The organism is Pseudomonas sp. BIOMIG1BAC, assembly GCF_001705995.2.
Classification (GTDB): domain Bacteria; phylum Pseudomonadota; class Gammaproteobacteria; order Pseudomonadales; family Pseudomonadaceae; genus Aquipseudomonas; species Aquipseudomonas sessilinigenes.
The window spans coordinates 5,517,869-5,540,808 of record NZ_CP049045.1 but is presented as its reverse complement, the minus strand read 5'-3'; the positions used below and the strand labels follow the sequence as shown (position 1 = coordinate 5,540,808).

The following is a 22,940-nucleotide window of genomic DNA, read 5'->3' as shown; positions in this document are numbered from 1 at the left end:
GGCAGATTCCGGGCAGGTCCCTAGGCAGGCAGACCGAGCCGATGATGGATCTCCGACCACAGTTGCGGGTCGTCGAAGTCGCGGATAACCCGATGGGCACCCGCCTCCAGCAAGGTCCGGGGGTGTTGGCTGGTGGCCAGGCCGAAGGTAGGGATACCGGCCCCGACCGCGGCTGTCAGCCCCGGGACCGAGTCTTCGAAGGCCAGGGCTGCACTGGCGCTGGCACGCAGGCATTCCAGGCCGCGAAGGTAGGGCAGGGGATCGGGCTTGGCCCGGGGTAGCTCTTCGGCCACCAGCACTTGATGCAGGCGTTGTTCAAGGCCCAGGGCCTTGAGCATGTGCTCGGCGTTGGCCCGTGGAGCGTTGGTCACTACGCAGGTAGCAATGCCGTGCTGCTCGGCGAAATCCAACAGGCGCAACAGTCCGGGCATCGGTTCCAGTTGTGCTGACAGTTGGCGAAAGCGCTGTTCCTTGCGCTCGGCAAAGGCCTCGTGCTCGTTCACGCTGCGTTCGGGGAACAGGTAGCGGCACATGTTGGCGTTGGCCTGGCCGCTGACATGGGCCATGAATTCCTCATGGCCGAAGTCCCGGCCTTCTTCCTCCTGCAACAGTTGCTGCAGGGCTAACAGGTGCAGGGCATCGGTGTCGGCCAGGGTGCCGTCAAGGTCGAAGAGCAAAGCGTTGAGCATGGGAGACAGTTCCTGTCGGGCCCCATCCGGGCCGGTTGGCTGAATCGATCAAGCCCGCATCCTAGCAGGCTTGATCGCAGCCGTGGCCGCTCAACTAAGGGTCAACCCTCGGCTGGGCCGTCTTCGTCGGGCTGTGGGCAGTGCTCTTGTGGGTTGGTTGGCCACAGCACCTTGCCCTGGCCATCGAGCACTTGTTCGGCACCGCATTCGACCTGGGTCACCTGGAAGCTCGGGGTGCCGTCCATGCGGTACAGCGCCTTGATGGTGCGGGTCTGGTCGTCGCCGAGGCCTTCCACGGCATAACCGAAGATCGCGCCACGGGCTTCATCGATGACCAGCTCCTGCCACTTGCCGGGAATCAGGCGTTGGCCCTTCATGTCCAGCAGCGCTACGGTGGCCAGCGGCGAGGTGTCTTCGCTGGCCAGCAGGTAGTGACCGGTGCTGTCCAGGTGGATGTCCACGTATTGGCCTGGCTCCATCAGTACCTTGCCCGTGGCGTCCATCAGGCCGACGGTGGCGGTCTTGGTCGCCTCACCGAACAGGGTGACCGGCTTGGTCGGGCTGTCAGGCGTGCTGAAGGCGAACAGGTCGGGGGTGATTGCACCGATATTGGTGTAGGTCGGCTTGAACAGTTCGACACCCTTGTCCACATCGAAGATGCCGTAGGTCGCGGTGAACGCGCTTTGCAGGGTACCGATCTGGTTCAGGCCGGCCACCTGGGGGAACAGGCCGTAGGGACTGAAGCCTGCCGGTTCCGCCGAGTCGTATACCGGCTGCACTTTCCACTGGCCCTGCGGGTCGATCATGCCGATCTTGCCGCTTTCGCCATCGGCGCCCTTGGCCGTGACCAGCGCTCCTTGCTTGCCGAACACTTCGCAAGTACTGAACTGGGCCTGGATCACCGTCTTGCCTTGCAAGTCCAGGTAGCCACAGGGGCTGTCGTATTTTTCCCTGAAGGCCACCCGGCTTTCGCCCGGCACGCCCAGCCAGTAGTACTGGGTACCGCCGACCAGCTGGGCCTGGGCATCGGCCAGGAACTTGCCCTGGTCGTTGCTGACCACCAGGTACCCGTTGGCGGCGCTGTCGATGTTGTCGAACGCGACTTTCTTTTGCTCGTGGGTCTTGAGGTTGAACGCCCACTTTTCCTCGCCGCGTTCGGCGGTCATCCACCAGCCGCGCTTGGCGAAGTCGTCGCGCACCACGCTGCTGTCATACAGCGCCTGGGTCAGTTCCTGGCCCTTGGCGTCCAGCAGGCCGCGTTTCTCGTTCAATTCATAGACGATGAAATCGTTCTGGCCTCCGACGTACAGGTCATCGAAACGCGGCGGCTGGACTTCCTTGCCGCTCTGGTCGATGACGCCCACTTTGCCGTCCTTGCCGAAGCCGAAGTAGCCAGGGGTCAACAGACGCAGGTCATCGGTGAAATTGGCCAGCAGGATCTGCTTGCCGTCGGCACTGGCCAGGTTCCAGGTCCCGTCCTTGGCGAACAGGAAACTCTTGTCCAGGGGCAGGGTGACGACAGCCTCGTAGTCGTTGTCGGCACCGACCAGCACCGAGCCGTTCTGGTCCAGCACTGCGCATTCGCCGTTGGCGCACACGGGAATCACCATGGCGGCGGGTGCCGGGGCAGGCGCGGCGGCCACGGTCTTGGGACTGGATTCTTCCTTGCATCCGGTCAGGGCCAGAGCAGACAACGAGAGGATCAGCGAGCCGAGACGGGCGCTGGCGCTTCTATCCATGAACGAAGGTTCCTTTGCAATAGGGGGAAATTGCACTGCCTGCGCAAGCGGCCAGGCAAAGCGGGGTGATTCTGCGGTGGCGACGGATAAATGCAAGATCCAATTGCAAAGAAAACCACCGGTACAGCCCACCGCGCCGTACAAGGCCCAGACGTTTTTCACGACATGGCGCGCGGGGCAACAGTCCAACGAGGCTGGAAACAGGCGCCTGCTACCGACCCAGCACCGGGCAGCTCACATCACCTTCCTCACACTTCAGGTAGTTCTTGAAGTTCTCCACCCGGGCCTTGGTCAGTGCCGTCATGCACTGGCTATAGGCCAATGGGTAGAGGCTGCCACCTTCCACGCCCGAGGTTGCGTAGCCGCACTCGGCATCGCGGAATGCCACCCAGGCGCGCTGGGCGCTGACCAGCCGCTGCTTGCTGTGCGCCTGGTTCTTCAGGCCCTGGCTGATCTGTTGGTACAGGCTGTTCAGCTCCTTGTCCGCAGCCTTGTACTGGACGCTGGCGCACTGGTTCAGGGCGGCTTGGTCGGGAGCATCGCTGCATTCGTCGGCGTGGGCCAATGGCGCCAGCAGCAGGGGCGCAAGGGCCAGGATCAGGGTTGGGCGCATGGAGGGTCTCGCAATCGGTCAATGGGAAGAATCGCCGTCTAGTCGCGGCCGGGTTGCCATTCGGGCCAGCTGTCCAGGCCTGCCTGGGCCAGCCAGGGCACATCGTGGGAGGTCCAGATATGCATCTGCGGCGTCTGCCCAGGGTCATCGTCCAGGGTCGCTACCCGCAGGATCACATGGGGTTGTCCTGCACGTTCAGCTAGAAGGTGGGAACCGCAGACCGAGCAGAAGTGCCGCAGCTTGCCCGGGGACGATTGGTAGCTGCTCAGGTGTTCCTGGCCCCGCAGCCAGCGGAAGTGTTCGCGCATCACCCCGGCTGTGGAGGCAAAGGCAGCGGCGTGGGCCTTGCGGCAGGTCTGGCAATGGCAGTGGCCGATGGGCATGTCCAGGCGCTCGACCTGATATTGCACGGCCTTGCACAGGCAACTGCCGTGCAACGGCCGGGCGGGCGCTTGGCGTTGGGCCGCGGCCAGCAGGTCGTCGGCCATGGCCTGGATCTCCTGGCCCATGTGCAGCTTGGCCAGCCAGTGCCCGGGTATGCCCTGGATGCCGTAGAAGGCTCCGGCCAGTTGGCCGACGATGGCGGCGGTGGTGTCGGCATCGTCCCCCAGATTGGCCGCGGCCAGCACCGCATCGGCGTAGTTGTCGCTGTGCTGGAAGCACCACAGCGCCGCTTCCAGGGAGTCCACGCAGTAACCGTTGCCGCGAATCTCTTCGCGGCCCTTGTTCAGGTAGCTACCGCGCGCCAGGGTCGCCACCTTGGCTTGCTCGAACCGCATGTCCTCCACCACCTGCAACTCCTGCTTGGAGGCGCCGGCCAAGGCCCTGGCGATCAGGCTGGCAAACAGTTGGCAGCATTCGATGGCCTCGGCGGCGCCATGGGTGGTGCGCGAGCTGTCGCCAGCGAACTGCCGGACCCGGGCCAGGTCAGGGTAGAAAAACAGCACCACGGGGGCCAGGCGCATCAGCGAACCGTTGCCGGCGGTATAGGGATCGCTGGAACCGGCGAAGGGCTGGCCATGTTCCTGATAGTCGGCCAGGGCCTGGCGCACGGTCATGCCGATGTCGAAGCATTCGCCGGTGGCGCTCAGATAACCCCACTGCCACCAGTTCAGGTAGCGGCCCATCTGCTCGGCGGCATCGAACCCGTTCTTGCGTAGCAGGCTTTCCCCCAGGCACAGGGCCATCGAGGTATCGTCGGTCCACTGGCCGGGCTTGAGGTTGAACGGTCCGCCACCTTGCAGGTCAGTAACGGGTGGGAAGCTTCCACGAGGCTTGAATTCGACGCTGGTACCGACGGCATCGCCGCAGGCCAGGCCCAGCAGGCTGCCGCGATAGCGGTCGAGGAGGGCGAGGGGCATAGCAGGTCCTTTGCAAAAGCGTTGGGTGGGTGACATTAGCATTTTTATCCATGGCCGCCGGGCCGGTCCGCAAGCAACTGACGGTTGCGCTCGACCCAGGGCGGTCTAGTGTTCATCACTGGAGGTGGCTTATGAATTCTTCAGATCGTATCGAACGCAAGATCCTGCTCCAGGCCAGTGCGGCGCAGGTCTGGGCCGCGCTGAGCGAGGCCGAGAGCTTCGGCCGCTGGTTCGGCGTGACACTCGCTGGCGAGCATTTCGCTCCGGGCCAGCGGACCCGTGGCGCCATCACTTACCCCGGTTACGAGCACCTGGTGCTGGAGGTGCAGGTGGAGCAGATGTTGCCCGAGGAGCTGTTCTCCTTCCGTTGGCACCCTTATGCCGTGGAGCCGGGCCACGACTACTCGAGCGAGCCCACCACCCTGGTGCGCTTCGAGCTGGACGAACACGCCGAAGGCACCTTGCTGCGGGTCAGCGAATCGGGGTTCGACGCCATTCCCGCCGAGCGCCGGCTCAAGGCCTTTCGCATGAACAGCCGCGGTTGGGACGAGCAGATGGGCAACATCGAGAACTACCTGCGCCAGCAGTGATTGCCGGGCCATCAACCTTGCGCTGGTGCCCGGGCCGTTTGAAACTTGCAGCTTGTCGCTGACCGCTCGGAGCTGCTGTTGTGTTTGCAACCTACATTGAACGCTGGCGCCTGTTGGCCGATGGCGAACCCATCGTGACCCCCGGCAGTCGCCTGTTGCCGGTGCGCCTGGAGACGGGCGCACCGGCGATGCTGAAGATCGCCCTGGATGAAGACGAACAGGCCGGTAACCGGCTGATGGCCTGGTGGGGCGGTGAGGGCGCGGCGCGGGTACATGCCCAGCAAGACGTTGCGCTGCTGATGGAGCGGGCCATGGGGCCGGGTTCGCTGATGCGCATGGCCCTGGCCGGTGACCACGACGCGGTCAGCCAGATCGTCTGCGCCACCCTGGCGCGCCTGCATGCGCCACGGCCTGACCCCCGGCCACCCTTGCTGGCGCTGGACCACTGGTTCAAGGACCTGCATGAGGCGGCACGACAACAGGGCGGCCTGTTCGTCCAGAGCCTGGCCATGGCCGAGCACCTGCTCGCTACACCTCGGGATGAAGTGGTCCTGCATGGCGATGTACATCACGACAACGTATTGGATTTCGGCGAGCGTGGCTGGCTGGTAATCGATCCCAAGCGCGTGTACGGCGAGCGCACGTTCGACTTTGCCAACCTGATCTGCAACCCGGACCTGCCCAGCGCCACCGATCCCCTGCGTTTCGAGCGCCAGGTACGGGTGATCGCCTGCGCGGCCAATCTGGAACCCCGGCGGCTGGTGCAGTGGGTGCTGGCCTTCAGCGGCTTGTCCGCCGCCTGGTTTCTCCAGGACGATCATCAAGCGGGGGCCCGGCACCAGCTCAAGGTCGCGGCTTTGGCGGTTCAGGCCCTGGCGGGCTGATCTAGGGGATTGCGTAGGTGCGCTATAGCCAATTTCCTACACGCGCTGTATTTCAATGCGCCTTCTGCCCACCCAGGTACATGTTTAATATCTCTTCCCACAACTGCAGCGCAGGACGCGCTTCAGGATCACGGAAGATCGACCATTAGCACGGATGCTGCAGACAGGATGTCATGATGGTCTTGAAAGAAACCCGCTTCGGCGGGTTTTTTTTCGCCTGGGTTTTCATCGGGCCAGAGCCTGCAACGGCAAGGCTCCGGTCGGTCACCGGGTGACTTCGCTGTGCACCTTGTGCAGCGCCTGCTCCAGCAGCGGCAGGCTGATCGAACCCAGGGCCAGGCGCAGCGCCTGGGGTGTGTGGGTTGTGGTGGCGAAGGGATCTGCCGAGGTCACGGTTACCTTCTGCCGGGCCAGGGCCGCCACCACGCTGTCGGCCCGACGACCGTCCCCCAGCTTCAACCAGAGAAAGTAGGACGAAGGGTTGGCCAGGTAATCGCAACCCTGCAGCACCCGTGCTGCCAAGTGCTGGCGTTGGCGCGCGTCGTGGCGCTTCTGCTCTTCCAGGTTGTCCACCAGCCCCGATTCTATCCACAGGCAACCTAAGGTCACGGTCAGGGTCGGGGTGCTCCAGCTGGACACTCGAATCGCCCGTTCCAGGGCCGGGATCAACGCCGGGGGCGCGACGATGAAACCGATGCGCAGCCCCGAGGCGACGCTCTTGGACAAACCCGAGATGTACAAGGTGCGCTCCGGCGCCAGGGTCTGCAGTGGTGGCGGCGCCGGTTCAGCGAGAAAGGCATAGGCACCGTCCTCGATCAGCCAGAAGTCATGCTCGCGGGCCAGTTGCACCAGGCGCTGGCGCTGGGCCAGAGGCATCACCGTGCCCAGGGGGTTGTGCAGGGTGGGCATGCAGTACAGCGCGCGCACCGGCCGCCGGCGACACAGCTCTTCCAAGGCGTCGAGGTCGGTCAGGCCATCGATCTGCGGCAGGGGTTCCAGGTCCAGGCGGTGGACCAGGGCCAGGCTCTTGAGGCCCGGGTAGGTCAAGGCGTCCACCGCCAGGACATCCCCGGGCCGCAGCAGCGCCAGCAGGCTGACCGCCAGCCCCTGCTGGGCGCCATTGACGATCAGCACCTGCTCGGCACCGACGCGGATCTCGCGATTGCGCAGGTGCCGGGCCGCGGTCTGGCGTTCATGCAGGCGCCCGCCCTGGGGAGCGGAATGCAGCAGGGCATCCAGGTCGCCGGAGGCGGCGATGGCCCGCAGGCCCTCACGCAGGTTCTGTTCCTGGCCGGGCAGGGCCGGGTAGTTGAAGGACAGGTCCACCTCGCAGTCCTTGGCCGGTTGCTGCTCCAGGCCCATCCCCCGGGACAGGCTGCTATCGCGTACGAAGGTCCCGCGCCCGGCCTCGCCCACCACCAGGCCAATGGCTTCCAGCTCCTGGTAGACCCGCAAGGCGGTGGCCAGGGCTACCCGCTCCCTGGCCATCAGCGCCCGGACCGTGGGCAACTGGGTGCCGGGCGGCAACTGCCCGGCACGAATGCGCAGGGCGAAATCATCGACGATGGCCTTGTAGCGAGTGCGGCGCATTGCTGGGCTCCCGGTGTATCTAGAACAGTTTTTTGTTTGTATCAGGAAGGGCCCCTAATCTACCGGCTTTCCCGCAGGAGCGCACAAGCATGCCGGACTGGACGAGCCTATCGATCTTCATCGGTGCCGTACTGTTGTTGCTGTTGTCACCGGGGCCGAACATGGCCTTCGTCCTCAGCCAGGGCATGGCCTATGGCTGGCGGGGAGGGGTCGCTTCGGGGCTGGGGATCGGGGTCGCGGATATCTGTCTGACCCTGCTCACCGCCACCGGCGTCACCACGCTGGTGGCCAGTTGGCCGCCGGCCTTGGACCTGATTCGTTATGCCGGGGTCGCCTACCTTTTGTGGCTGGCCTGGAAGGCCCTGGGCAGCAGGGCTGGCTTGAACCTTGCCGACACGCCCCGGGTGCCGCTGGCCACGGTGTTCGTCCGGGCCATGGGCAACAGCCTGCTCAACCCCAAGGCGCTGTTGTTCTTCATGGTCTTCTTGCCGCAGTTCGTCAGCCCCGGACAGGGCAGCATCGCTTGGCAATTGGTGGTCCTGGGCTTGGTCCTGACCCTGGTCAGCGGCGTCTTTCATACCTGCCTGGGAGTCTTTGGGGCCGCGCTGGGCCGTGGCCTGGCCGCTCGTACGGCGCGTGCCGCCAGGTTGCAGTCCTGGCTGCTGGCGGCGGTGTTGCTGGCCCTGGCCTTGCGTTTGGCGCTGATGACCCAGCCGAGCTGATTTTTCCCCAATGGAGTCCGAGCATGTACATCGCCGCCTTTATCTACAAACCCGGCCAGGCCGACGAAGAGTTCCAGCGTTTGAGCGCGATCATCGACGAAGTTGCCGCCAGCCTGCCGGGTTTCGTCGGTGCCCAGTCCTGGGCCAACGCTGGCCAGGGCCTGGTCAACGCCAGCTACTACTGGGAAGACGAGGCATCGATCCAGGCTTTTGCCCGCGACCCCCGGCACCTTGCCGCCAAGCGCCAGTACCGGCGTTGGTACGCCGGTTACCAGGTGGTGATCTCCAGGGTCGAGCGGGTCTATGGCGATGGCGGCATTGACTCCTTGCTGGCCAGTAACCGCCACGGCCCGGTACGCCGCGCCTGAGGGTGCCGGATCAGCCGGCCTGCAACCTGGCGGCGGCGCGCAGGGTGATTTCCCGGCGCTTGTTCAGGGAGGCTGTGGTGGCCTGGCGGGCTCGTTGCACCAGGGATGCAGGGGCGGTGTCCGGGCTGCCAGCGTCGAAGGGCGGGGCCGGGGCATATTCCAGATCCAGCTGCACCCGCTGCGCAGTCTGTGGGTCGAACAACTCGGCGGCCAGGGTCAGGGCGAAGTCGATGCCCGCGGTGATGCCGCCGCCGGTGAACAGGTTGCCATCGCGCACCACTCGTTCATGGACGGGAATGGCCCCCAGCAGCGCCAACAACTCGTGGTAGGCCCAGTGGGTGGTGGCCCGCTTGCCCTGTAGCAGGCCGGCGGCACCGAGCACCAGGGAACCGGTGCAGACCGAGGTCAGGTAACGCACTTGGGCGGCCTGCTGGCGGAGAAAATCCAGCACCTGTGGGTCTTCCATCAAGGCCCCGACGCCGGCCCCGCCCGGTACGCAGAGCACATCCAGCGGCGGGCAAGCGGCGAAGCCAGTGGTGGCTTGCAGCAGCATCCCGGCACTGGAGCTGATCGGCCCTGGCTCCTTCCACAGCAAATGCACTTGCGTATCCGGCAGCGCCGCCAGCACATCATAGGGGCCAGTCAAGTCCAGTTGCTGGACGCCTGGGAACAACAGAAAACCGATCTGCACGGCCATTGCGAGCTCCTTGTATCGATGGGGTGGACGAGCTGACTCTAGCCTTCTAGGATTTGGCGAATACGCCAACCTGCCCTCGATTTACGCCAATCATGCCCAGCACCGCGAAAAACGTCTTTGTCCTGGCTTTTGCCAACGCCCAGTTGCTGGATGTCACCGGGCCCTTGCAGGTGTTCGCCTCGGCCAATGACCGGGCCCGTGAGCGGGGCTTGCCGTTGCCCTATAACCCCCGGGTGGTGGCAAGCCCGGGCGGGGCGACCCTCAGTTCGTCGGGCCTGGCGTTGTTGGCCGACCCCCTGCCGGGCCTGGAGCAGGCTTGCGACACCTTGATCGTGGCCGGTGGCGGCGGGGTCTACGCGGCTGCCCGTGACCCTCAGCTGGTGGCCTGGGTCGCGACCAGGGCGGGGTCGGCACGGCGGGTGGCCTCGGTCTGTACCGGGGCTTTCCTGCTAGCGGCCAGCGGCTGGCTGGATGGCCGGCGGGTGGTGACCCACTGGACTCGCTGCGAGCAACTGGCCGAGGCCTATCCGCAATTGCGGGTCGAGGCCAACCCGATCTTCATCAACGACGGTCCGGTCTGGACGTCGGCCGGGGTCACTGCCGGCATCGACCTGGCGCTGGCCCTGGTGGAGGCTGACCTGGGGCGCGAGGCGGCCCTGGAAGTGGCCCGGCAACTGGTGGTGTTCCTCAAGCGCCCGGGCGGGCAGGCGCAGTTCAGCGTGACCCTGGCGCTGCAGAACGGTGGCGGGCGTTTCGATGGGCTGCACGCCTGGATCGCCGAGAACCTCAACCGGGAACTGACGGTGCCGGTGCTGGCCGAGCAAGCGGCCATGAGCGAGCGCAGTTTCGTGCGCCACTACCGTGCCGACACCGGCCAGACCCCGGCCCGGGCGATCGAGCTGATCCGGGTGGAAACCGCCCGCCGCTTGCTGGCCGACACTGGCTTGTCGATCAAGCGCATTGCCGTGCAGTGCGGTTTTGGCAGTGAGGAGACTCTGCGCCGCAGCGTGTTGCGGGCCCTGGGCGTGACGCCCCAGGCCTATCGCGAACGTTTCGCCGCCACCCAGGAATCCTCCTGAGCCACCCTCAGTCCTGGACCAGGTTCAGTTGACCGTCGACATAGTGCACTTCGCGGCCCATCCAGCTCGGATCCACCTGGGGCAGCACCGCCGAGGGCTTGCGCAGTTCCCGCAGCAGGGTCGAGCCATGGGACAGGCGCCCGCCCATGCGTGCGATCACTGCCCGGGCCTGCTGGTAGTGGGCATGCCGACCGGGGTCGAGGGTGTCCTCCAGGAGGATGTCCACCCCGAGGATGCCCTGGGCCTGGCCCGGGTAGATCATGAAGCCACTGGCCTGCTCGCTGCCTTCGCGGCCGTCCTGCCAGAAGCTGCCACCGCGACTGCGCACCTGTTCGTGGGGGGCGAACCAGTAGTCGCGATCGGCCTCGGGCAGTGCATGGTGCAGGCCCATGAAGAGGCGCATCAGGTTGTCCCGGTACCATTCGCGTACTTGCAGGTAGTAGCCGCGCATGCCCGGCAGGCCCAGGCGATGGGCCAGGGCGACGGCCGGGCTCCAGCTTGGGAACGCCTGCAATGGCAGCGGCGCGCATGCTGGGCGCGCAGTGCCGGGATCGGTTTCCCAGGGCAACCGATGGGGGCTGTGCTCCAGGTTGTCGTAGGCGGTGGGCGGGCGACCGAGCAGGGCGCCACCGCTGCTGGCCAGGGCCGTGGCGATGCACAGGTTGCCCTGGACCACGAACACGTAGAAGCGGCTGAACCAGTCCGCCAGTTGCTGGCCCGAGGCCCCGGCCTCGCGCAGTTGCGCCAGTTCCCGTTCGAAGCGCCGCAGGCCCGGTTCCAGGCTCAGCAGGTGGCTGCGGGCGATGAATTGCATGCGCAGCAGGCGTGGTAGCGAGCGCAGCAGGCGCAGGGGCCGCAAGGGCAGGGCCGGGGCCGCGCCACCGACTTCGGCGGCATAACCGGAGGAGGGCAGGCCCCAATCCGCCAGGCGCACCAGGAACAGGTCGTTGTTGATGTAGGAGGCGCCGCCGAACAGGGCGGTAAACGGCTCGTTGTTCTCCAGTACCCGGCTGTCCCAGCGGGCCATGATCGCCGGGATGCTGGCCGCTGCCCGGCGCTGGCCGTACTCGACGAAGCGGCTGGGTTGTGGTGGCAGGATCTCGGCGATGTTGGCCGCGGTCAGGTGCCGGCGCCAGCCGTAGTCGCTGATCGGGCGGTATTGCAGCAGCCACAGTTGCTGGCCATCCCAGGCCCATTCGATGTCGCCGGGGACGTAGTGGAAAACCTTCAGCACCTCTTGCAGAAAGTCCCACAAGGCCTTGGCAGACAGGCCGTGGCGGGTGGTGAAGGTGCCGCTTTCCCAAGCCTGGCCCAGGCGCGACAGCACCGCCCGCTCGGGGCTGGCCTGGCCATCGGCGAGGCTTTCCAGGTGGCCCTCGACCCATTCCAGTTCCACCGCCAGGTGGCGCACGAAGGCGATCCCCGACAGCACCGGCTGGACGAAACGCTGCACCACCACTTCCTCGACCCCGCTCCGGCGCAGTTCGCTGATGCGTTGCGCCACTTCGCTGGCGGCCACCCGCAGGTAGGTGGTGCTGAGCCCGGCGTTGGCCGAGTCGGCCTGGTCTTCGCCATAGCTGGAGGAACGCACGGCCCACAGGGCATCGGGCTGGCTGGCCAGGAGCGATGGCAGGCGCGGATCCTCGGCGCTGTCCAGGCTCAGGGCGGCCGGCACCGGCTGGCCGGCCCATTGTGCAAGATGCAGGCGCCCGCCCTTGGTGTGGGCGACGAAGCCATCGTTGGGCGCCTCGATCCAGGCGACGAACTCGGCCGGCGCATCGATCCACGGGTAGTGGCCCCAGCCCGGGTGCAGGCTGACCCGCAGGTCGGCGCGGGCCAGGATCGCGCTCCAGGCTGCGGCCTGGGTGCTGCCGAGCAGTTGGTCCTGATCACCCCAGACCAGCTCCACCGGGTCTTCGATCCATTCCAGCAGTGGCAGCGCGGTGTCGGCCCGCAATTGCTCCCACAGCGGCACGAAGGCCCGGCAGCGGGCATAACCTGCGCCCATGCGCCGGTACTGCTGGGGGCTCCAGCGCTGGCGCGAGAACTTGTGGGCGAACCAGGCCGGACGCTGGCTGAGCAAACGGTGGATCAACAGCCGCACCGGCAGTGGCGACATCAACGCCGGCAGGCGTCGCTGCCAGAGGAAGGCCCCCACCGGCGACAGCAGCACGCTGCGGGAGAAGTGCCCGGGACGGCGCTGCAAGGCATGCAGCACCACCAGTGCGCTGATGCCCACGGCGACGATGGCGTTGCCCGGGGCGGTCAGCGCCAGCAGGGCCTCGGCGTACTGCCCCAGGTCGTCGCACGGTGGTTGTGGGTTGTCGCCGAACCCCGGCAGTTCCAGGGTTTGCACTCGATAACGGCGAAAGTGCGGTACGGCATCGTCCCACCAGTCGCTGGCGCTGCCGTTGCCCGCCAGCAAGTACAACAGGGGCTTGCTCATCGAGGCTCCTCGGTTCAGGCCAGATCGCGCAGGGCGCTGTCCAGGGTCGGGTAGCGGAAGCGGTAGCCGGCCTGCAACAGCCGCGCCGGCACCACCTTCTGGCCATCGAAGAACAGCTGGGCCATTTCCCCGGCCAGAGCCCGCACCGGCGCTGAGGGTACATGCAGCCATACCGGGCGCTTGAGCAACTGGCCGACGCTCTCGGCGAACTGCCCCTGGCTCACGGCATCCGGGGCCACCAGGTTGTAGGTGCCCTCCAGGGATTCGTCGCGCATGGCGCGGGCCATCACTTGCAGCACATCGTCGCGGTGCACCCAGCTCATGATCTGCCGGCCATCGCCCATGCGTCCGCCAAAACCGAAGTAGAAGGGCATCAGCAGCGGCTTGAGGGCGCCGCCGGGGCCGAACACGATACCCAGGCGTAGCACCACCTGGCGTACGCCGAAGCGTTTGGCGGGCTCGGCCGAGGACTCCCAGCGGGCGCACAAATCCGCCATGAAGCCTTCGCCGCGCGCGGCGTCTTCATCCAGTTCCTGGCTGGCATCGCGCACCCCGTAGAAGCCGATGGCCGAGGCCTGGATCCACAGCGCGGGCTTGTGCTGGGCGTGTTGCAGCCAATTGAGCAGGCCTTCGGTGGTGCCGACCCGGCTGGCCAGCAGCTGTGCCTGGCGCTTGGCTGACCAGCGCGGCCCGGCCACCGGGGCGCCGGCCAGGTTGATGATCACGTCGAACGCTTCGCCATGGCCCAGCTTGTCCAAAGAGCGCAGGCAGCGGGCGCGACCGTCGAACAGGTAGGCGGCGCGCAAGGGGTCCCGGGCCAGCACGCTGACCGTGTGGCCGGCGTCGAGCAACTGGTTGACCAGCGCTTCGCCGATGAAGCCGGTGCCGCCGGTGACCAGCACCCGCTTGCCTGCGCCGCCGGTGAACGGATTGATCGCCTGCCCCTGGCGTTGCAGGCGCAGGGCCGCCAGGCCATCGCGAATCCCCGAGGCGCTCACGCCCACGGCGAACAGGCTCAGGGCCCAGCCCTGCCAGCCCAGGTCGATAGGGGCCAGGGCGCTGGGCAAGCGCGACCATTCCAGCAGTTGCAGGCCGTACAAGGCGAAGAAGGCGCCGGCATTGATCGCCAGCACCGTGTGCATGATGCGCTCGATGGCCGGCAGCTTGCGGCTGCGGTCCTCGACCACGAAGTCCCACAGGGTCAGGCCGATCTCCAGGGCGAACAGCAGGGCGATCACCAAGGCCCAGATGCCTTGGAACGCCAGGTGGGCGATGCCCATGAACAGCACGCCGTAGAAGCACGAGCGCAGGGCATGGATGCTCAGTTCCTTGCGCGCGCTGTGGCGTTGCGGCAGGGCCACGGTGAGTTCGTGGTGGTAGAGGGTGTCCAGGGCGCCCAGCACCCCTTGGGCGAGCAGCAGGGCGACGGCCCACTGCAGGAACGGCAAGTCAGCCACGATGATGAAATCCTTTTACGAAAGTGAGCGAGAGGTAAGGCGGTCGTGGCGGTACAGCCAGGCCAAAGGTGGCAGCAGCACCAGCAGAGCGAAACTGTCGATCCACAGATGGGACGACATGCCCACCTGCCAGGACAGCCACATGTCCTGGGGCGCCCAGAGGACGATCCCGGCCATCAGCCAGGCCCAGGCCGCCGGCGCGCGCAGGCGATCGCCCAGGTACACCAGGGCCAGCAGGTACAGGGCGTAGCTTTGCAGGGTGGCGCCGAACAGGCCCAGCCACCAGACCTGCTGGGCCCGGGCCGGCGCCGGGGCGGCGGCGCCCCAGAAGGCTTGTTCGATAGTGGCCAGGTAGTCGTTGAACAGCGCCTGGTGGCCGGTCCAGGTCAGCAGCAGGCCGGCGAGCAAGTGGCCGGCGCCGGCGGCGTACAGCCAGAGCACCAGGCCCCGGCGCAGGCCAGGGCGTGAAGAAGAGGCGGCGGATAACATTCCATGTCCTGTGGGGGGATCGAGGCCGCGCAGTGTACCGATTTTTCCCCCGCCATGGCGTGCGCCAGTCGCGCTCTTCAAGCGTCTTGCAGCAACTCCAGCAGGGCCTCGAGGGTGGCTTGCGGCGCCTCCTGGGGCACGTTGTGGCCGACCCCGGGCAAGATCCGCCGTTCATAACCGCGGGTGAACTGCGGGCCGTCGGGGTCCGGCACCAGCGGCGCGCCGACGCCATCGTCGGCGCCGCACAGGGCGATGGTCGGCACCTGGATCGGCGGCTGGGCCAGCAGCGCCTGCTCAATGGGTTCCAGCGCCGGATCGCCCGGGGCGTAGCCGAAGCGATGGCGATAGGAGTGGATCACCACCTCGACGAAATCCGGATTGTCCAAGGACGGCGCGCTCAACCCATAGAGCCCGGGCCCTTGTTGCCAGGTCGGCGACCACAGGCGCCACAGCAGCTCGCAGAATTCCCGGCGGTTGGCGCGCAGGCCGTCCACCCCGCGCTGGGTATTGAAGTAATACTGGTACCAAAGCTGCAGCTCGGTTTCCGGAGCCCGGGGCTCACAGGCCTTGGCGATGTCCTGGATGTTGTAGCCGTCGGCGCTCATCAGGCCGCGCACCCGGTGCGGCCAGAGGGCCGCGACGATGCACGCCGCGCGTCCGCCCCAGTCGTAGCCGGCCAGGGTGGCCGTGGGCAGTTGCAGGGCATCCATCAGCTCCAGCAGGTCCTGGGCCAGTGCCGCCTGTTGCCCGGAACGCATGATCCCCGGGTGGGTGAAGCGCGTCGGCCCATAGCCGCGCAGGTACGGCACGATCACTCGATAGCCGCGCTCGGCCAGGGGCGGGGCGATCTCGTCGTAGGCCCGTGGATCGTAGGGAAAACCGTGCAGCAGGATCACCGGCTCGCCACCACGCGGGCCGTGTTCCTCGTAGGCGATATGCAGGCTGGCAGTGGTGGCGTGATGCAGGGCGGCTGGGCTGGGCATGGCGACTCCGGAGTTCGGTGGCTCGCAACACCCTAGCGCAAAAATGGCTTGCAGGTGATCTACAGCGATTCGTACTGGCCCTCATCGTCCACGTAGAACACTTCGCTGAGGTACCAGCGCTGGTCACGGAAGATCAGCTGGTAGTGATAATCGGCGGCAAACCCCGTACCGGGCGTGATCGCCCGGGTTTTCACCAGCGCGCGATCACCGGTACGGCTGCTCGAGAGAACTTGCTCATAGCCCGTGCCGTGGCTGGCCGGGGAGGTGAAGGCAATCGGCTGGCCCTGGAAGCCCGGCAGGCAGAACTTGGCCAGCAACCGGGCGTACTCCTGCTGCGCCAGGTCGAGCGATTGCAGGGGCGCGTCCACCGGCTGGCGTGCGCTGGCGTTGTCGCTCCACTGCTGATAGTCGGCAATGAACTGGCGCACCAGAGCTTCGGGGGAGTCGCTGAACGAGGCGCACAGGGCGACGTTGCTGAACAGCAGGGCAAACAGGGCGACCAGTGTTTTCATCGGGGTGGTGTCACTCGTGGTGGTTTCGTGGCTCAGGCTTCATGCAGACCGTCGGCGTCGCGCCAGTAGAGCGTGGATTCGTACTGGAACGAGAGGATGAACAGCGCCTCGCTGTTCTGGGCAATGCTGTCCAGCAGTCGTCGCAGGTCATCCAGGGCGCTGTGGCCCTCGGGTTCGGGGCCCTTGATGCGCAAGTAGCAGCGCAGGCCGACGGCGAAGTCGCAGCCTTTGCGGTCTTCGGCGCGGATTTCGGGCTCCAGGTTCGAATCCTCGTTGTCAAGGCTCAGCCCTGATGGGAAGGTCGCCTGCAGGCCTCCGGACGCTGGGGCCATTTCGGCTCCCGCAAGACCCTCCAGCAGACGGCCGAGCAGCGCCGTGGTCAGGCGTTTGTCGGCTTCAAGGTGCAACTCCAGGCTCATGAGGGGGCTCCAGGGGAAAGTCGAGGGGCGGATTCTAGCGCGGTGTCGCTCGCCGCACCGGCTTCACTTGCAGGTCGGTGCTGTGGACACGCTGCTTGAAGGAGGAGCGCCATTTTTCACCTCAGGCCAAGGGCGCCGGCTGGCGCAGGCCGATGCAGTTGCCCCAGGGGGCCTGCACCTGGCAGATCCACTCGCCACCTTCGATGGCCATGGGGCCGCGATACAAGCGACCGCCCAGGGCCTCCAGGCGCTGCAGTTCACCGGATAGGTCGGCGACGCGCCAGTACACCACGCTGCCCGCCGGGCCCTGGCCGACCTTGGCGTCGCTGGGGACGATTTCCAGGGCCAGCTCGCCCAGTTGCAGGTGCCCGAAATCATCGGGCTCATGCCGCACCCGGCGGGCCTGGGGAAACGCCTGGGCGTACCAGTCAGTGGCGGCGCGCCAGTCGGCGGCGTGGATCATCACGGCGATGATCGGTGAGTCGGGCATGGGCACATCCATTGGGCCGGGGGAGGAGGGCGCCTGTGCTCACAGGCGCCGCTCAAGGTTGCCAGACCTCCTTGTCGCCGCTCAAGCGCCGGTCGAGGAAACAGGCCGCGCTGATCAGCGCCAGGTGGGTCAGGGCCTGGGGCGTATTGCCCAAGTGACGGCCGTGGGGGTCGAACTCCTCGGCGTACAGGCCCAGGGGGTTGGCATAACGCAGCAATTGCTCGAACTCCAGGTGCGCCTGCTCCAGGCGCCCGGCCCGGGCCAGGCATTCGACGTACCAGAACGAGCAGGCGGCGAACGCGCCCTCGGTACCGTCCAGGCCGTCGATCCGGCTGTCGTCGTTGCGGTAGCGGTAGACCATGCCGTCGCGCACCAGGCTGTTCTCGATGGCCTCCAGGGTGGACAGCCAGCGTGGATCACGGGCACCGACGAAACGCACCAGCGGCATCAACAGCATCGAGCCGTCCAGGGCGGTGCTGCCGATGTGCTGGACGAAGTGCCCGCGCTCTTCGTTCCAGAACTGGCTCCAGATGTCGTCGTAGATGGCCTGGCGGGCCTGGTCCCAGCGGGCGAAGGGCGCCGGCAGCGAGCGCTTGGAGGCCAGGCGGATGGCCCGGTCCACCGCCACCCAGCACATCAGCCGCGAATGCAGGAAGTGATGCTGCTCGCCGCGCATCTCCCAGATTCCCACGTCCTTGTGCTGCCAGCCGGCGCAGACCCGGTCCACCACCTGCACCGTGTGTTTCCAGCCCTCGTGGGAGATTCCTTCGCCGTACTTGTTCACCAGGTACACCGCATCCAGCAGCTCGCCGAAGATGTCCAGCTGCACTTGTTCGTAGGCCTGGTTGCCGATGCGCACCGGCTGTGCGCCGCCGTGGCCGGACAGGTGCGCAAGCTCCATTTCCGGCAGTTCCTGGCGCCCGTCGATGCCATACAGCACGTTGAGTTTCGTCGGCTTGCCATGGCAGTCGCTGACCCGCCCGCGCAGCCAGCGCATGTAGGCGTTGGCTTCCTCGACGTAGCCCAGGCGCATGAAGGCGTAGACGGTGAACGAAGCATCGCGGACCCAGGTGTAGCGGTAGTCCCAGTTGCGTATCCCGCCCGGGCTTTCCGGCAGGCCGAAGGTCGCCGCGGCGAGAATCGCGCCGTGGCGCCTGGAGGTCAGCAGCTTGAGCGCCAGGGCCGAGCGATTGACCATCTCGCGCCACCGCCCGCGGTAGTTGGAGCGCCCGATCCAGTCGCGCCAGAACCTCAGGGTGCGGCTCAGGTGCAGGTCGCCGGCGCCGCACTGCACCCGCGGATCGTCACTACCGCCGAGGATGAACTCGGCGCTCTGGCCTTGTTCCAGCTCGAATTCGGCCACGGCCGCGTCCTGTTCCAACTGCAGTGGCCGGTCGCCCACCAGGCGCAGGCCGGGCTGGCCAGGGGCCTGGAAGCACACCGCGGCGCCGTCCATTCGCGCCTGGGTGCTGGCCCTGGCGTAATCCAGCCGTGGCGCGCAGTGCAGGTGCAGCCTGGCCCGGCCGCTGACCACCCGGACCCGGCGGATCAGCAGCGGCAACAGCTCGACGTCTTCATCGATGGCCAGCAGGTCGGTGACTTCCACCACCGCCTCGTTGCCCAGCCAGCGGGTCTGCAGGACGTTGCTGTCGGGCAGGTAGATCTGCTGGCGGCGGGCATTGGCCAGCGCCGGCGCCAGCTGGAAGATCCCGGCGCTGGGGCTGTCCAGCAGGGCGCAGAAGATCGTCGGGCTGTCGAATTCCGGCCAGCAGAAGAAGTCGATGCTGCCCTGGTCGTCCACCAGGGCGGCGCTGCGCATGTCGCCGATGATGCCGTGGGCGTCGATGGGACGCTGGGTCGCAGGATGCTGCTCAGCCATGGCCGCAAGACTCCGGGTTCAGGCCCATGCCACAGGCGATGAGCGGGGCGAAGGTCAGGCCAGGCGAGGACGCCCGGCTTCTGTTGAGCTGACCTGCGCAGCGCCCTGGGAGTTCACTCAGGGCTTGGTGCGTAATCCCCGCAACAGCAGTTCCAGGCCCTGCAGCGCTTGTTCCAGGCGTTGTCCGGGCGCTGTGTCGGCGGCGATCCACAGCGCGGTATCCACCAGGCTGCCATTGACCAGGCGGGCCAGGGCCTGGCTCGGCGCGGGGCTGATGATCCCGGCCTCGGCCAGGGCTTGCAGGCGCCGGCCCAGGGAGTCGATGCAGTGTTCCTGGTCCGGCAGGCGTTCGCCGAGCACGGCCCGGGCGTCCTGCAGGACGATGCGCCGGATTTCCGGCTCCTGGGCCATCTCCAGGTAGGCCCGGCAGCGCCGGGTAAAACCTTCCCAGGGATCGCCGGCCTGGTCGCTGACTCGGTCCAGGCGGGCGTCCATCTCGCTGTCGATCTGCTCCACTACCGCGGCCAGCAGGCCTTGCTTGTCACCGAAGTGGTGATACAAGGCACCTCGGGTCAACCCGGCTTCAGCGGTCAGGTCGTCCATGGAAGTCTTGGCGTAGCCCAGGCGGGCAAAGGCCAGGCGGGCGCTGGCAATCAGCTTGGCGCGGGTGGCCTCGATCATTTCGGCGCGCGGGCGGCTGCTCATGAAAACAATTCTCCAACACATGATGGATTGACATACGCGGCGTATGTTTTCATGCTTTTTAACATACGCGGCGTATGTGTAGCTACTGCAAAGCCGCCCTGAGGACCCATAAGGAGTCGTTGTACATGGCAAACCCCTACCGCGAGTTGTTCAAGGCCCCCGGCAGCCGGGCGTTCGTGCTGGCCGGGATGATCGCGCGCATGCCGATCTCCATGACCGGCATCGGCCTGATCACCATGCTGGCGCAGTTGCACGGCGGCTACGCCCTGGCCGGTTCGGTGGCGGCCACCTTCGCCCTGGCCACGGCATTCTGTGCGCCCCAGGTCTCGCGCCTGGTGGACCGCTTCGGCCAGGGCCGGGTTTTGCCTGTGGCGGCCGGGCTGGGTGGCGGCGCCTTGCTGGCGCTGTTGCTGTGCACCCGCTTGCAGGCCCCGCACTGGACCTTGTTCCTCTTTGCCGCCCTCGCCGGTTGCATGCCCAGCATGTCGGCCATGGTCCGGGCCCGCTGGACCGAACTGTACCGAGGGCAGCCGCAGTTGCAGACCGCCTACGCCCTGGAGTCGGTGCTGGACGAGGTGTGCTTCATCGTCGGCCCGCCGATCTCGGTCGGCCTCAGCGTCGGCCTGTTTCCCGAGGCCGGGCCGCTAGTGGCGCTGCTGATGCTGGCGCTGGGGGTAGGGCTGTTCGTGGTGCAGAAATCCACCGAGCCGCCGGTCCATCCCCATGACGAAGAGCATTCGGGGTCGATCATCCGTTCCGGGCAGATCCGCATGTTGCTGTTGCTGATGACGGCCATGGGCACCATTGTCGGCGTGGTGGACGTGGTCAGCGTGGCGTTTGCCCAGCAACAGGGGCAACCGGCGGCGGCGAGCATCGTGCTGTCGATGTACGCCACCGGTTCGTGCCTGGCGGGTATCGCCTTCGGGGCCTTGAAACTGTCCACGCCATTGCCCCGCTTGTTCATGTACAGCGGCATCGCCACGGCCGTCACCACCTTGCCGTTGTTGCTGGCCAGCAACGTCCTCGGCCTGTCGCTGGCGGTGTTCGTCGCCGGGCTGTTCTTCTCCCCGACCCTGATCGTGGCCATGGCCCTGGTGGAGCGTATCGTGCCGCCGGCCAAGCTCACCGAGGGTTTGACCTGGCTGGTCACCGGCCTGGGTATTGGCGTGGCCCTGGGGGCGGCGGGTTCCGGCGCCCTGGTGGATCACTTCGGTGCCCGCAGCGGTTTCTGGCTGGCCCTGGCCGGTGGAGGGGTGGTGTTGGGCGCGGCGCTGCAAAGCTATCGGCGTTTGCGTTGAGGGCAATCGGGACTAATTTGTCTCGGGCGTATCGCGTTTTGCTTGTGCAGCCCCTGGAAAAAGGTCCCGAGCCACCGAGGTGAATCACCCCCGGTTTGGGCTGGCCCAGTCGGTTTTCAGGGGTGTGCCGAGCGATCATTTGTCGAGGGATAACCGTGACCCAGTTGAACCTGCTGTGCCTGCCGTATTCCGGAGCCAGTGCCATGGTCTATAGCCGCTGGCGGCGCAAATTGCCGGAGTGGCTGCACCTGTCGCCGGTAGAGCTACCCGGGCGTGGCGCCCGCTTCGCCGAACCCTTTCACACCGACATGCGTGAGCTGGCCGGGCAATTGGCCCTGGAAATCCGGGACACTTTGCGTGCGCCCTATGCCTTGTTCGGCCACAGCCTGGGGGCCTTGCTGGCCTGTGAACTGGCCCATGCCCTGCGGGCCCTGGGTTGCCCGGAACCGGTGGCGCTGTTCGCTTCGGGAACCGCAGCACCGACCTTGCGCACCGAATACGACCGAGGTTTTGCCGAACCCAAGACCGATGCGCAACTGATCGAGCAATTGCGCACCCTCAACGGCACCAGTGAGGAAGTGTTAGCCAACCGGGAGTTGATGAACCTGACGTTACCGATCCTGCGGGCTGACTTCCTGTTGTGCGGGCGCTTCCGTCCACTGCAACGCCCGCTGCTCAATTGCCCGGTGCACGTGCTGGGCGGCAGGGCCGATCGCGCCACCACCGAACAGTTGATCGGCTGGAGCAAGGAGACCCATGGCGGGTTCTCGGTGGACATGCTCGCCGGTGGGCATTTCTTCATCCATGAACATGAGGCCAGGGTGCTGAGCCTGATCAAGGGACACCTTGAGGTGCATCGGCGCCGCCACCAGCCACAAGTCGCCATGTCCCTGTAGCCGCTAAGGGCTACAGGCGGTTCAAGCGTCGCAGGGCGTGGCCCTGCGACGCGGATCAACCCAGCGAAGTGCCCATGCGCCAATAACCCATCAGGGTCAGGTTGCGCCGCTCCTGGCCGCGTTCGTTGATCAGGTGGCGGCGGATCTTCATCACCGTGGCCGATTCGCCGGCGACCCAGGCATAGAACTGGTTGTCCGCTGGCGCTGCGGTTTCCCAAGGACGTTCCTGTTCGTCGCGCCCGGCATTCTTGACCGGTCGTCTTCCAGCGCTGGGTGGTGGCAGCTCGGCCAGCTCCCGAGCGGCATGGATCAAGGGTTCGCCATGCTGGGCGTCGAGCAGGTCGCGAGGCAGCCAGTTCAACCGGGTTAGCGGGTGGCAGCCCAGCTCGATGCAGTCATGTTCGTGGGGTACCTCGATGAACACCTGCACATCCGGGTAGTCCGGGTATTGCTTGAGTTCTTCGAGAATCCCGGCAATGGCAGGCAGAGCGGTTTCGTCACCCATCAGCAAAACCTTGCGGATGCCGCTTGGTGGAATCCATTCATAACCGCCGGGGTCGCCACTGAAGGCCTTGTTCGGCACCACCATTTGCAGGTGGTCGCCTGGTCGGGCACAAGTGGCCCAGCTCGAAGCCGGCCCATTGATCCCATGCAGCACGAAGTCCACATCCAGCTCCGCCGGTTGCAGGCGCAGCGCTCGGATGGTGTAGGTGCGCATCGGCGGTTGCTGCTCGCTCGGCAGCTTGCGCCGCACGGCATGCCAGTCGCCCTCCACCGGCAATTGCGAGGGGCTGCCGTCGGCCGCGGGAAACAGCAGCTTGATGCGCTGGTCCGGGGCCAGGGTGCGGGCCTGGGCGATGTCATCGCCGCTGAATACCAGGCGCACCAGGGAGGGGCTGAGGGCAATGCGCTGCTTGAGTTCGACGTTGATCACCCGGTAGCCCCGGGGTGGCTGGACGCCGGCGCCTACCAACTTGCGCAAGCCATTGGCCAGGGAGCTGGCCAGGGAAGTGGCTGAGGACATGGTCGCGACC

Annotated in this window: 23 protein-coding genes and 1 pseudogene; 7 read left to right on the top strand and 17 right to left on the bottom strand. The window is 66.5% G+C overall.

The window, feature by feature from the left end; genetic code table 11:
- Positions 1-20: 20 nt before the first annotated feature.
- From ATY02_RS25550 to ATY02_RS25535, 5 genes and pseudogenes are all read right to left on the bottom strand, one after another.
- Entirely contained in the window at positions 21-689 is a 669-nt protein-coding gene (locus tag ATY02_RS25550; protein ID WP_068582679.1) for an HAD family hydrolase, read from the bottom strand.
- A 101-nt stretch (positions 690-790) separates the two neighbouring features.
- Positions 791-2,428: a WG repeat-containing protein gene (locus tag ATY02_RS25545; RefSeq protein ID WP_068582676.1), complete on the bottom strand. Its 1,638-nt coding sequence runs from the start codon at positions 2,426-2,428 to the stop codon at positions 791-793.
- Positions 2,429-2,639: 211 nt separating this feature from the next.
- The gene (locus ATY02_RS25540; RefSeq protein ID WP_068582674.1) at positions 2,640-3,041 is read right to left on the bottom strand and encodes a lysozyme inhibitor LprI family protein; all 402 of its coding nucleotides are present in this window, start codon (positions 3,039-3,041) and stop codon (positions 2,640-2,642) included.
- A gap of 38 nt (positions 3,042-3,079) precedes the next feature.
- Positions 3,080-3,529, bottom strand: coding sequence for a GFA family protein (locus ATY02_RS36210; RefSeq protein WP_068582720.1), 450 nt, complete (start codon positions 3,527-3,529; stop codon positions 3,080-3,082).
- A 54-nt stretch (positions 3,530-3,583) separates the two neighbouring features.
- Positions 3,584-4,402: pseudogene (locus tag ATY02_RS25535) on the bottom strand (ADP-ribosylglycohydrolase family protein); the annotation flags it as partial.
- Between the two features lie 131 nt (positions 4,403-4,533).
- Here ATY02_RS25535 and ATY02_RS25530 point away from each other — a divergent pair.
- The gene (locus ATY02_RS25530) at positions 4,534-4,992 is read left to right on the top strand and encodes an SRPBCC family protein (protein WP_068582651.1); all 459 of its coding nucleotides are present in this window, start codon (positions 4,534-4,536) and stop codon (positions 4,990-4,992) included.
- An 80-nt stretch (positions 4,993-5,072) separates the two neighbouring features.
- Positions 5,073-5,876 (top strand): aminoglycoside phosphotransferase family protein, encoded by an 804-nt coding sequence (locus ATY02_RS25525; RefSeq protein WP_083236061.1) that lies wholly within the window; start codon positions 5,073-5,075, stop codon positions 5,874-5,876.
- Positions 5,877-6,140: 264 nt separating this feature from the next.
- Here the strand turns inward: ATY02_RS25525 and ATY02_RS25520 are convergent, their stop codons facing one another.
- On the bottom strand, positions 6,141-7,466 hold the full coding sequence (locus ATY02_RS25520) for a PLP-dependent aminotransferase family protein (RefSeq protein WP_068582649.1): 1,326 nt from the start codon (positions 7,464-7,466) through the stop codon (positions 6,141-6,143).
- A gap of 89 nt (positions 7,467-7,555) precedes the next feature.
- On the opposite strand from ATY02_RS25520, the gene ATY02_RS25515 reads away from it, so the two are divergent.
- Together ATY02_RS25515 and ATY02_RS25510 are read left to right on the top strand one after the other, a co-directional pair.
- Positions 7,556-8,188 carry a LysE family translocator gene (locus ATY02_RS25515; RefSeq protein WP_068582647.1) on the top strand — a complete coding sequence of 211 codons (633 nt, stop codon included), beginning with the start codon at positions 7,556-7,558 and terminating at the stop codon, positions 8,186-8,188.
- A gap of 23 nt (positions 8,189-8,211) precedes the next feature.
- Positions 8,212-8,556: an antibiotic biosynthesis monooxygenase family protein gene (locus ATY02_RS25510; RefSeq protein WP_068582644.1), complete on the top strand. Its 345-nt coding sequence runs from the start codon at positions 8,212-8,214 to the stop codon at positions 8,554-8,556.
- Between the two features lie 10 nt (positions 8,557-8,566).
- On the opposite strand, the gene inhA is transcribed toward ATY02_RS25510, so the two are convergent.
- Positions 8,567-9,253, bottom strand: coding sequence for an isonitrile hydratase (gene inhA, locus ATY02_RS25505; protein WP_068582641.1), 687 nt, complete (start codon positions 9,251-9,253; stop codon positions 8,567-8,569).
- A gap of 92 nt (positions 9,254-9,345) precedes the next feature.
- Here inhA and ATY02_RS25500 point away from each other — a divergent pair, with 92 nt between their 5' ends.
- Positions 9,346-10,332, top strand: coding sequence for a GlxA family transcriptional regulator (locus tag ATY02_RS25500; RefSeq protein ID WP_068582638.1), 987 nt, complete (start codon positions 9,346-9,348; stop codon positions 10,330-10,332).
- Between the two features lie 7 nt (positions 10,333-10,339).
- On the opposite strand, the gene ATY02_RS25495 is transcribed toward ATY02_RS25500, so the two are convergent.
- The 9 genes from ATY02_RS25495 to ATY02_RS25455 all read right to left on the bottom strand — a co-directional run bounded on the left by ATY02_RS25495 (position 10,340) and on the right by ATY02_RS25455 (position 19,712).
- Positions 10,340-12,778: a PEP/pyruvate-binding domain-containing protein gene (locus ATY02_RS25495; protein ID WP_068582635.1), complete on the bottom strand. Its 2,439-nt coding sequence runs from the start codon at positions 12,776-12,778 to the stop codon at positions 10,340-10,342.
- A 14-nt stretch (positions 12,779-12,792) separates the two neighbouring features.
- On the bottom strand, positions 12,793-14,235 hold the full coding sequence (locus ATY02_RS25490; protein ID WP_068582633.1) for a TIGR01777 family oxidoreductase: 1,443 nt from the start codon (positions 14,233-14,235) through the stop codon (positions 12,793-12,795).
- A 15-nt stretch (positions 14,236-14,250) separates the two neighbouring features.
- Positions 14,251-14,724: a hypothetical protein gene (locus ATY02_RS25485; protein WP_068582630.1), complete on the bottom strand. Its 474-nt coding sequence runs from the start codon at positions 14,722-14,724 to the stop codon at positions 14,251-14,253.
- Positions 14,725-14,801: 77 nt separating this feature from the next.
- Complete coding sequence (locus tag ATY02_RS25480) at positions 14,802-15,707, bottom strand: alpha/beta fold hydrolase (protein WP_068582627.1); 906 nt, start codon at positions 15,705-15,707, stop codon at positions 14,802-14,804.
- Between the two features lie 59 nt (positions 15,708-15,766).
- Complete coding sequence (locus ATY02_RS25475; RefSeq protein WP_053138859.1) at positions 15,767-16,219, bottom strand: hypothetical protein; 453 nt, start codon at positions 16,217-16,219, stop codon at positions 15,767-15,769.
- Between the two features lie 32 nt (positions 16,220-16,251).
- Positions 16,252-16,638, bottom strand: a complete 387-nt coding sequence (locus ATY02_RS25470) for a hypothetical protein (protein WP_068582625.1) — start codon at positions 16,636-16,638, stop codon at positions 16,252-16,254.
- 121 nt (positions 16,639-16,759) lie between these two features.
- On the bottom strand, positions 16,760-17,128 hold the full coding sequence (locus ATY02_RS25465; RefSeq protein ID WP_068582622.1) for a VOC family protein: 369 nt from the start codon (positions 17,126-17,128) through the stop codon (positions 16,760-16,762).
- A 52-nt stretch (positions 17,129-17,180) separates the two neighbouring features.
- Positions 17,181-19,007 (bottom strand): glycoside hydrolase family 15 protein, encoded by a 1,827-nt coding sequence (locus ATY02_RS25460; RefSeq protein WP_068582619.1) that lies wholly within the window; start codon positions 19,005-19,007, stop codon positions 17,181-17,183.
- A gap of 117 nt (positions 19,008-19,124) precedes the next feature.
- The gene (locus ATY02_RS25455) at positions 19,125-19,712 is read right to left on the bottom strand and encodes a TetR/AcrR family transcriptional regulator (RefSeq protein ID WP_068582615.1); all 588 of its coding nucleotides are present in this window, start codon (positions 19,710-19,712) and stop codon (positions 19,125-19,127) included.
- Between the two features lie 125 nt (positions 19,713-19,837).
- Between ATY02_RS25455 and ATY02_RS25450 the strand changes: the two genes are divergently transcribed.
- Entirely contained in the window at positions 19,838-21,010 is a 1,173-nt protein-coding gene (locus ATY02_RS25450) for an MFS transporter (protein WP_068582612.1), read from the top strand.
- A 155-nt stretch (positions 21,011-21,165) separates the two neighbouring features.
- Positions 21,166-21,906 carry a thioesterase II family protein gene (locus tag ATY02_RS25445; RefSeq protein WP_068582609.1) on the top strand — a complete coding sequence of 247 codons (741 nt, stop codon included), beginning with the start codon at positions 21,166-21,168 and terminating at the stop codon, positions 21,904-21,906.
- Between the two features lie 55 nt (positions 21,907-21,961).
- On the opposite strand, the gene ATY02_RS25440 is transcribed toward ATY02_RS25445, so the two are convergent.
- Positions 21,962-22,930 (bottom strand): siderophore-interacting protein, encoded by a 969-nt coding sequence (locus ATY02_RS25440; protein WP_068582606.1) that lies wholly within the window; start codon positions 22,928-22,930, stop codon positions 21,962-21,964.
- Between the last annotated feature and the right edge of the window lie 10 nt (positions 22,931-22,940).

Bases quoted from the DNA above. Each gene is read 5' to 3' on its own strand.
- ATY02_RS25530 (WP_068582651.1), top strand. From the start codon at position 4,534: ATGAATTCTTCAGATCGTATCGAACGCAAGATCCTGCTCCAGGCCAGT.
- ATY02_RS25440 (WP_068582606.1), bottom strand. From the start codon at position 22,930: ATGTCCTCAGCCACTTCCCTGGCCAGCTCCCTGGCCAATGGCTTGCGC.
- ATY02_RS25510 (WP_068582644.1), top strand. From the start codon at position 8,212: ATGTACATCGCCGCCTTTATCTACAAACCCGGCCAGGCCGACGAAGAG.
- ATY02_RS25550 (WP_068582679.1), bottom strand. From the start codon at position 689: ATGCTCAACGCTTTGCTCTTCGACCTTGACGGCACCCTGGCCGACACC.
- ATY02_RS25465 (WP_068582622.1), bottom strand. From the start codon at position 17,128: ATGCCCGACTCACCGATCATCGCCGTGATGATCCACGCCGCCGACTGG.
- ATY02_RS25460 (WP_068582619.1), bottom strand. From the start codon at position 19,007: ATGGCTGAGCAGCATCCTGCGACCCAGCGTCCCATCGACGCCCACGGC.
- ATY02_RS25495 (WP_068582635.1), bottom strand. From the start codon at position 12,778: ATGAGCAAGCCCCTGTTGTACTTGCTGGCGGGCAACGGCAGCGCCAGC.
- ATY02_RS25480 (WP_068582627.1), bottom strand. From the start codon at position 15,707: ATGCCCAGCCCAGCCGCCCTGCATCACGCCACCACTGCCAGCCTGCAT.
- ATY02_RS25485 (WP_068582630.1), bottom strand. From the start codon at position 14,724: ATGTTATCCGCCGCCTCTTCTTCACGCCCTGGCCTGCGCCGGGGCCTG.
- ATY02_RS36210 (WP_068582720.1), bottom strand. From the start codon at position 3,529: ATGGCCGACGACCTGCTGGCCGCGGCCCAACGCCAAGCGCCCGCCCGG.
- ATY02_RS25545 (WP_068582676.1), bottom strand. From the start codon at position 2,428: ATGGATAGAAGCGCCAGCGCCCGTCTCGGCTCGCTGATCCTCTCGTTG.
- inhA (WP_068582641.1), bottom strand. From the start codon at position 9,253: ATGGCCGTGCAGATCGGTTTTCTGTTGTTCCCAGGCGTCCAGCAACTG.
- ATY02_RS25470 (WP_068582625.1), bottom strand. From the start codon at position 16,638: ATGAGCCTGGAGTTGCACCTTGAAGCCGACAAACGCCTGACCACGGCG.
- ATY02_RS25500 (WP_068582638.1), top strand. From the start codon at position 9,346: ATGCCCAGCACCGCGAAAAACGTCTTTGTCCTGGCTTTTGCCAACGCC.
- ATY02_RS25540 (WP_068582674.1), bottom strand. From the start codon at position 3,041: ATGCGCCCAACCCTGATCCTGGCCCTTGCGCCCCTGCTGCTGGCGCCA.
- ATY02_RS25515 (WP_068582647.1), top strand. From the start codon at position 7,556: ATGCCGGACTGGACGAGCCTATCGATCTTCATCGGTGCCGTACTGTTG.
- ATY02_RS25455 (WP_068582615.1), bottom strand. From the start codon at position 19,712: ATGAGCAGCCGCCCGCGCGCCGAAATGATCGAGGCCACCCGCGCCAAG.
- ATY02_RS25450 (WP_068582612.1), top strand. From the start codon at position 19,838: ATGGCAAACCCCTACCGCGAGTTGTTCAAGGCCCCCGGCAGCCGGGCG.
- ATY02_RS25520 (WP_068582649.1), bottom strand. From the start codon at position 7,466: ATGCGCCGCACTCGCTACAAGGCCATCGTCGATGATTTCGCCCTGCGC.
- ATY02_RS25475 (WP_053138859.1), bottom strand. From the start codon at position 16,219: ATGAAAACACTGGTCGCCCTGTTTGCCCTGCTGTTCAGCAACGTCGCC.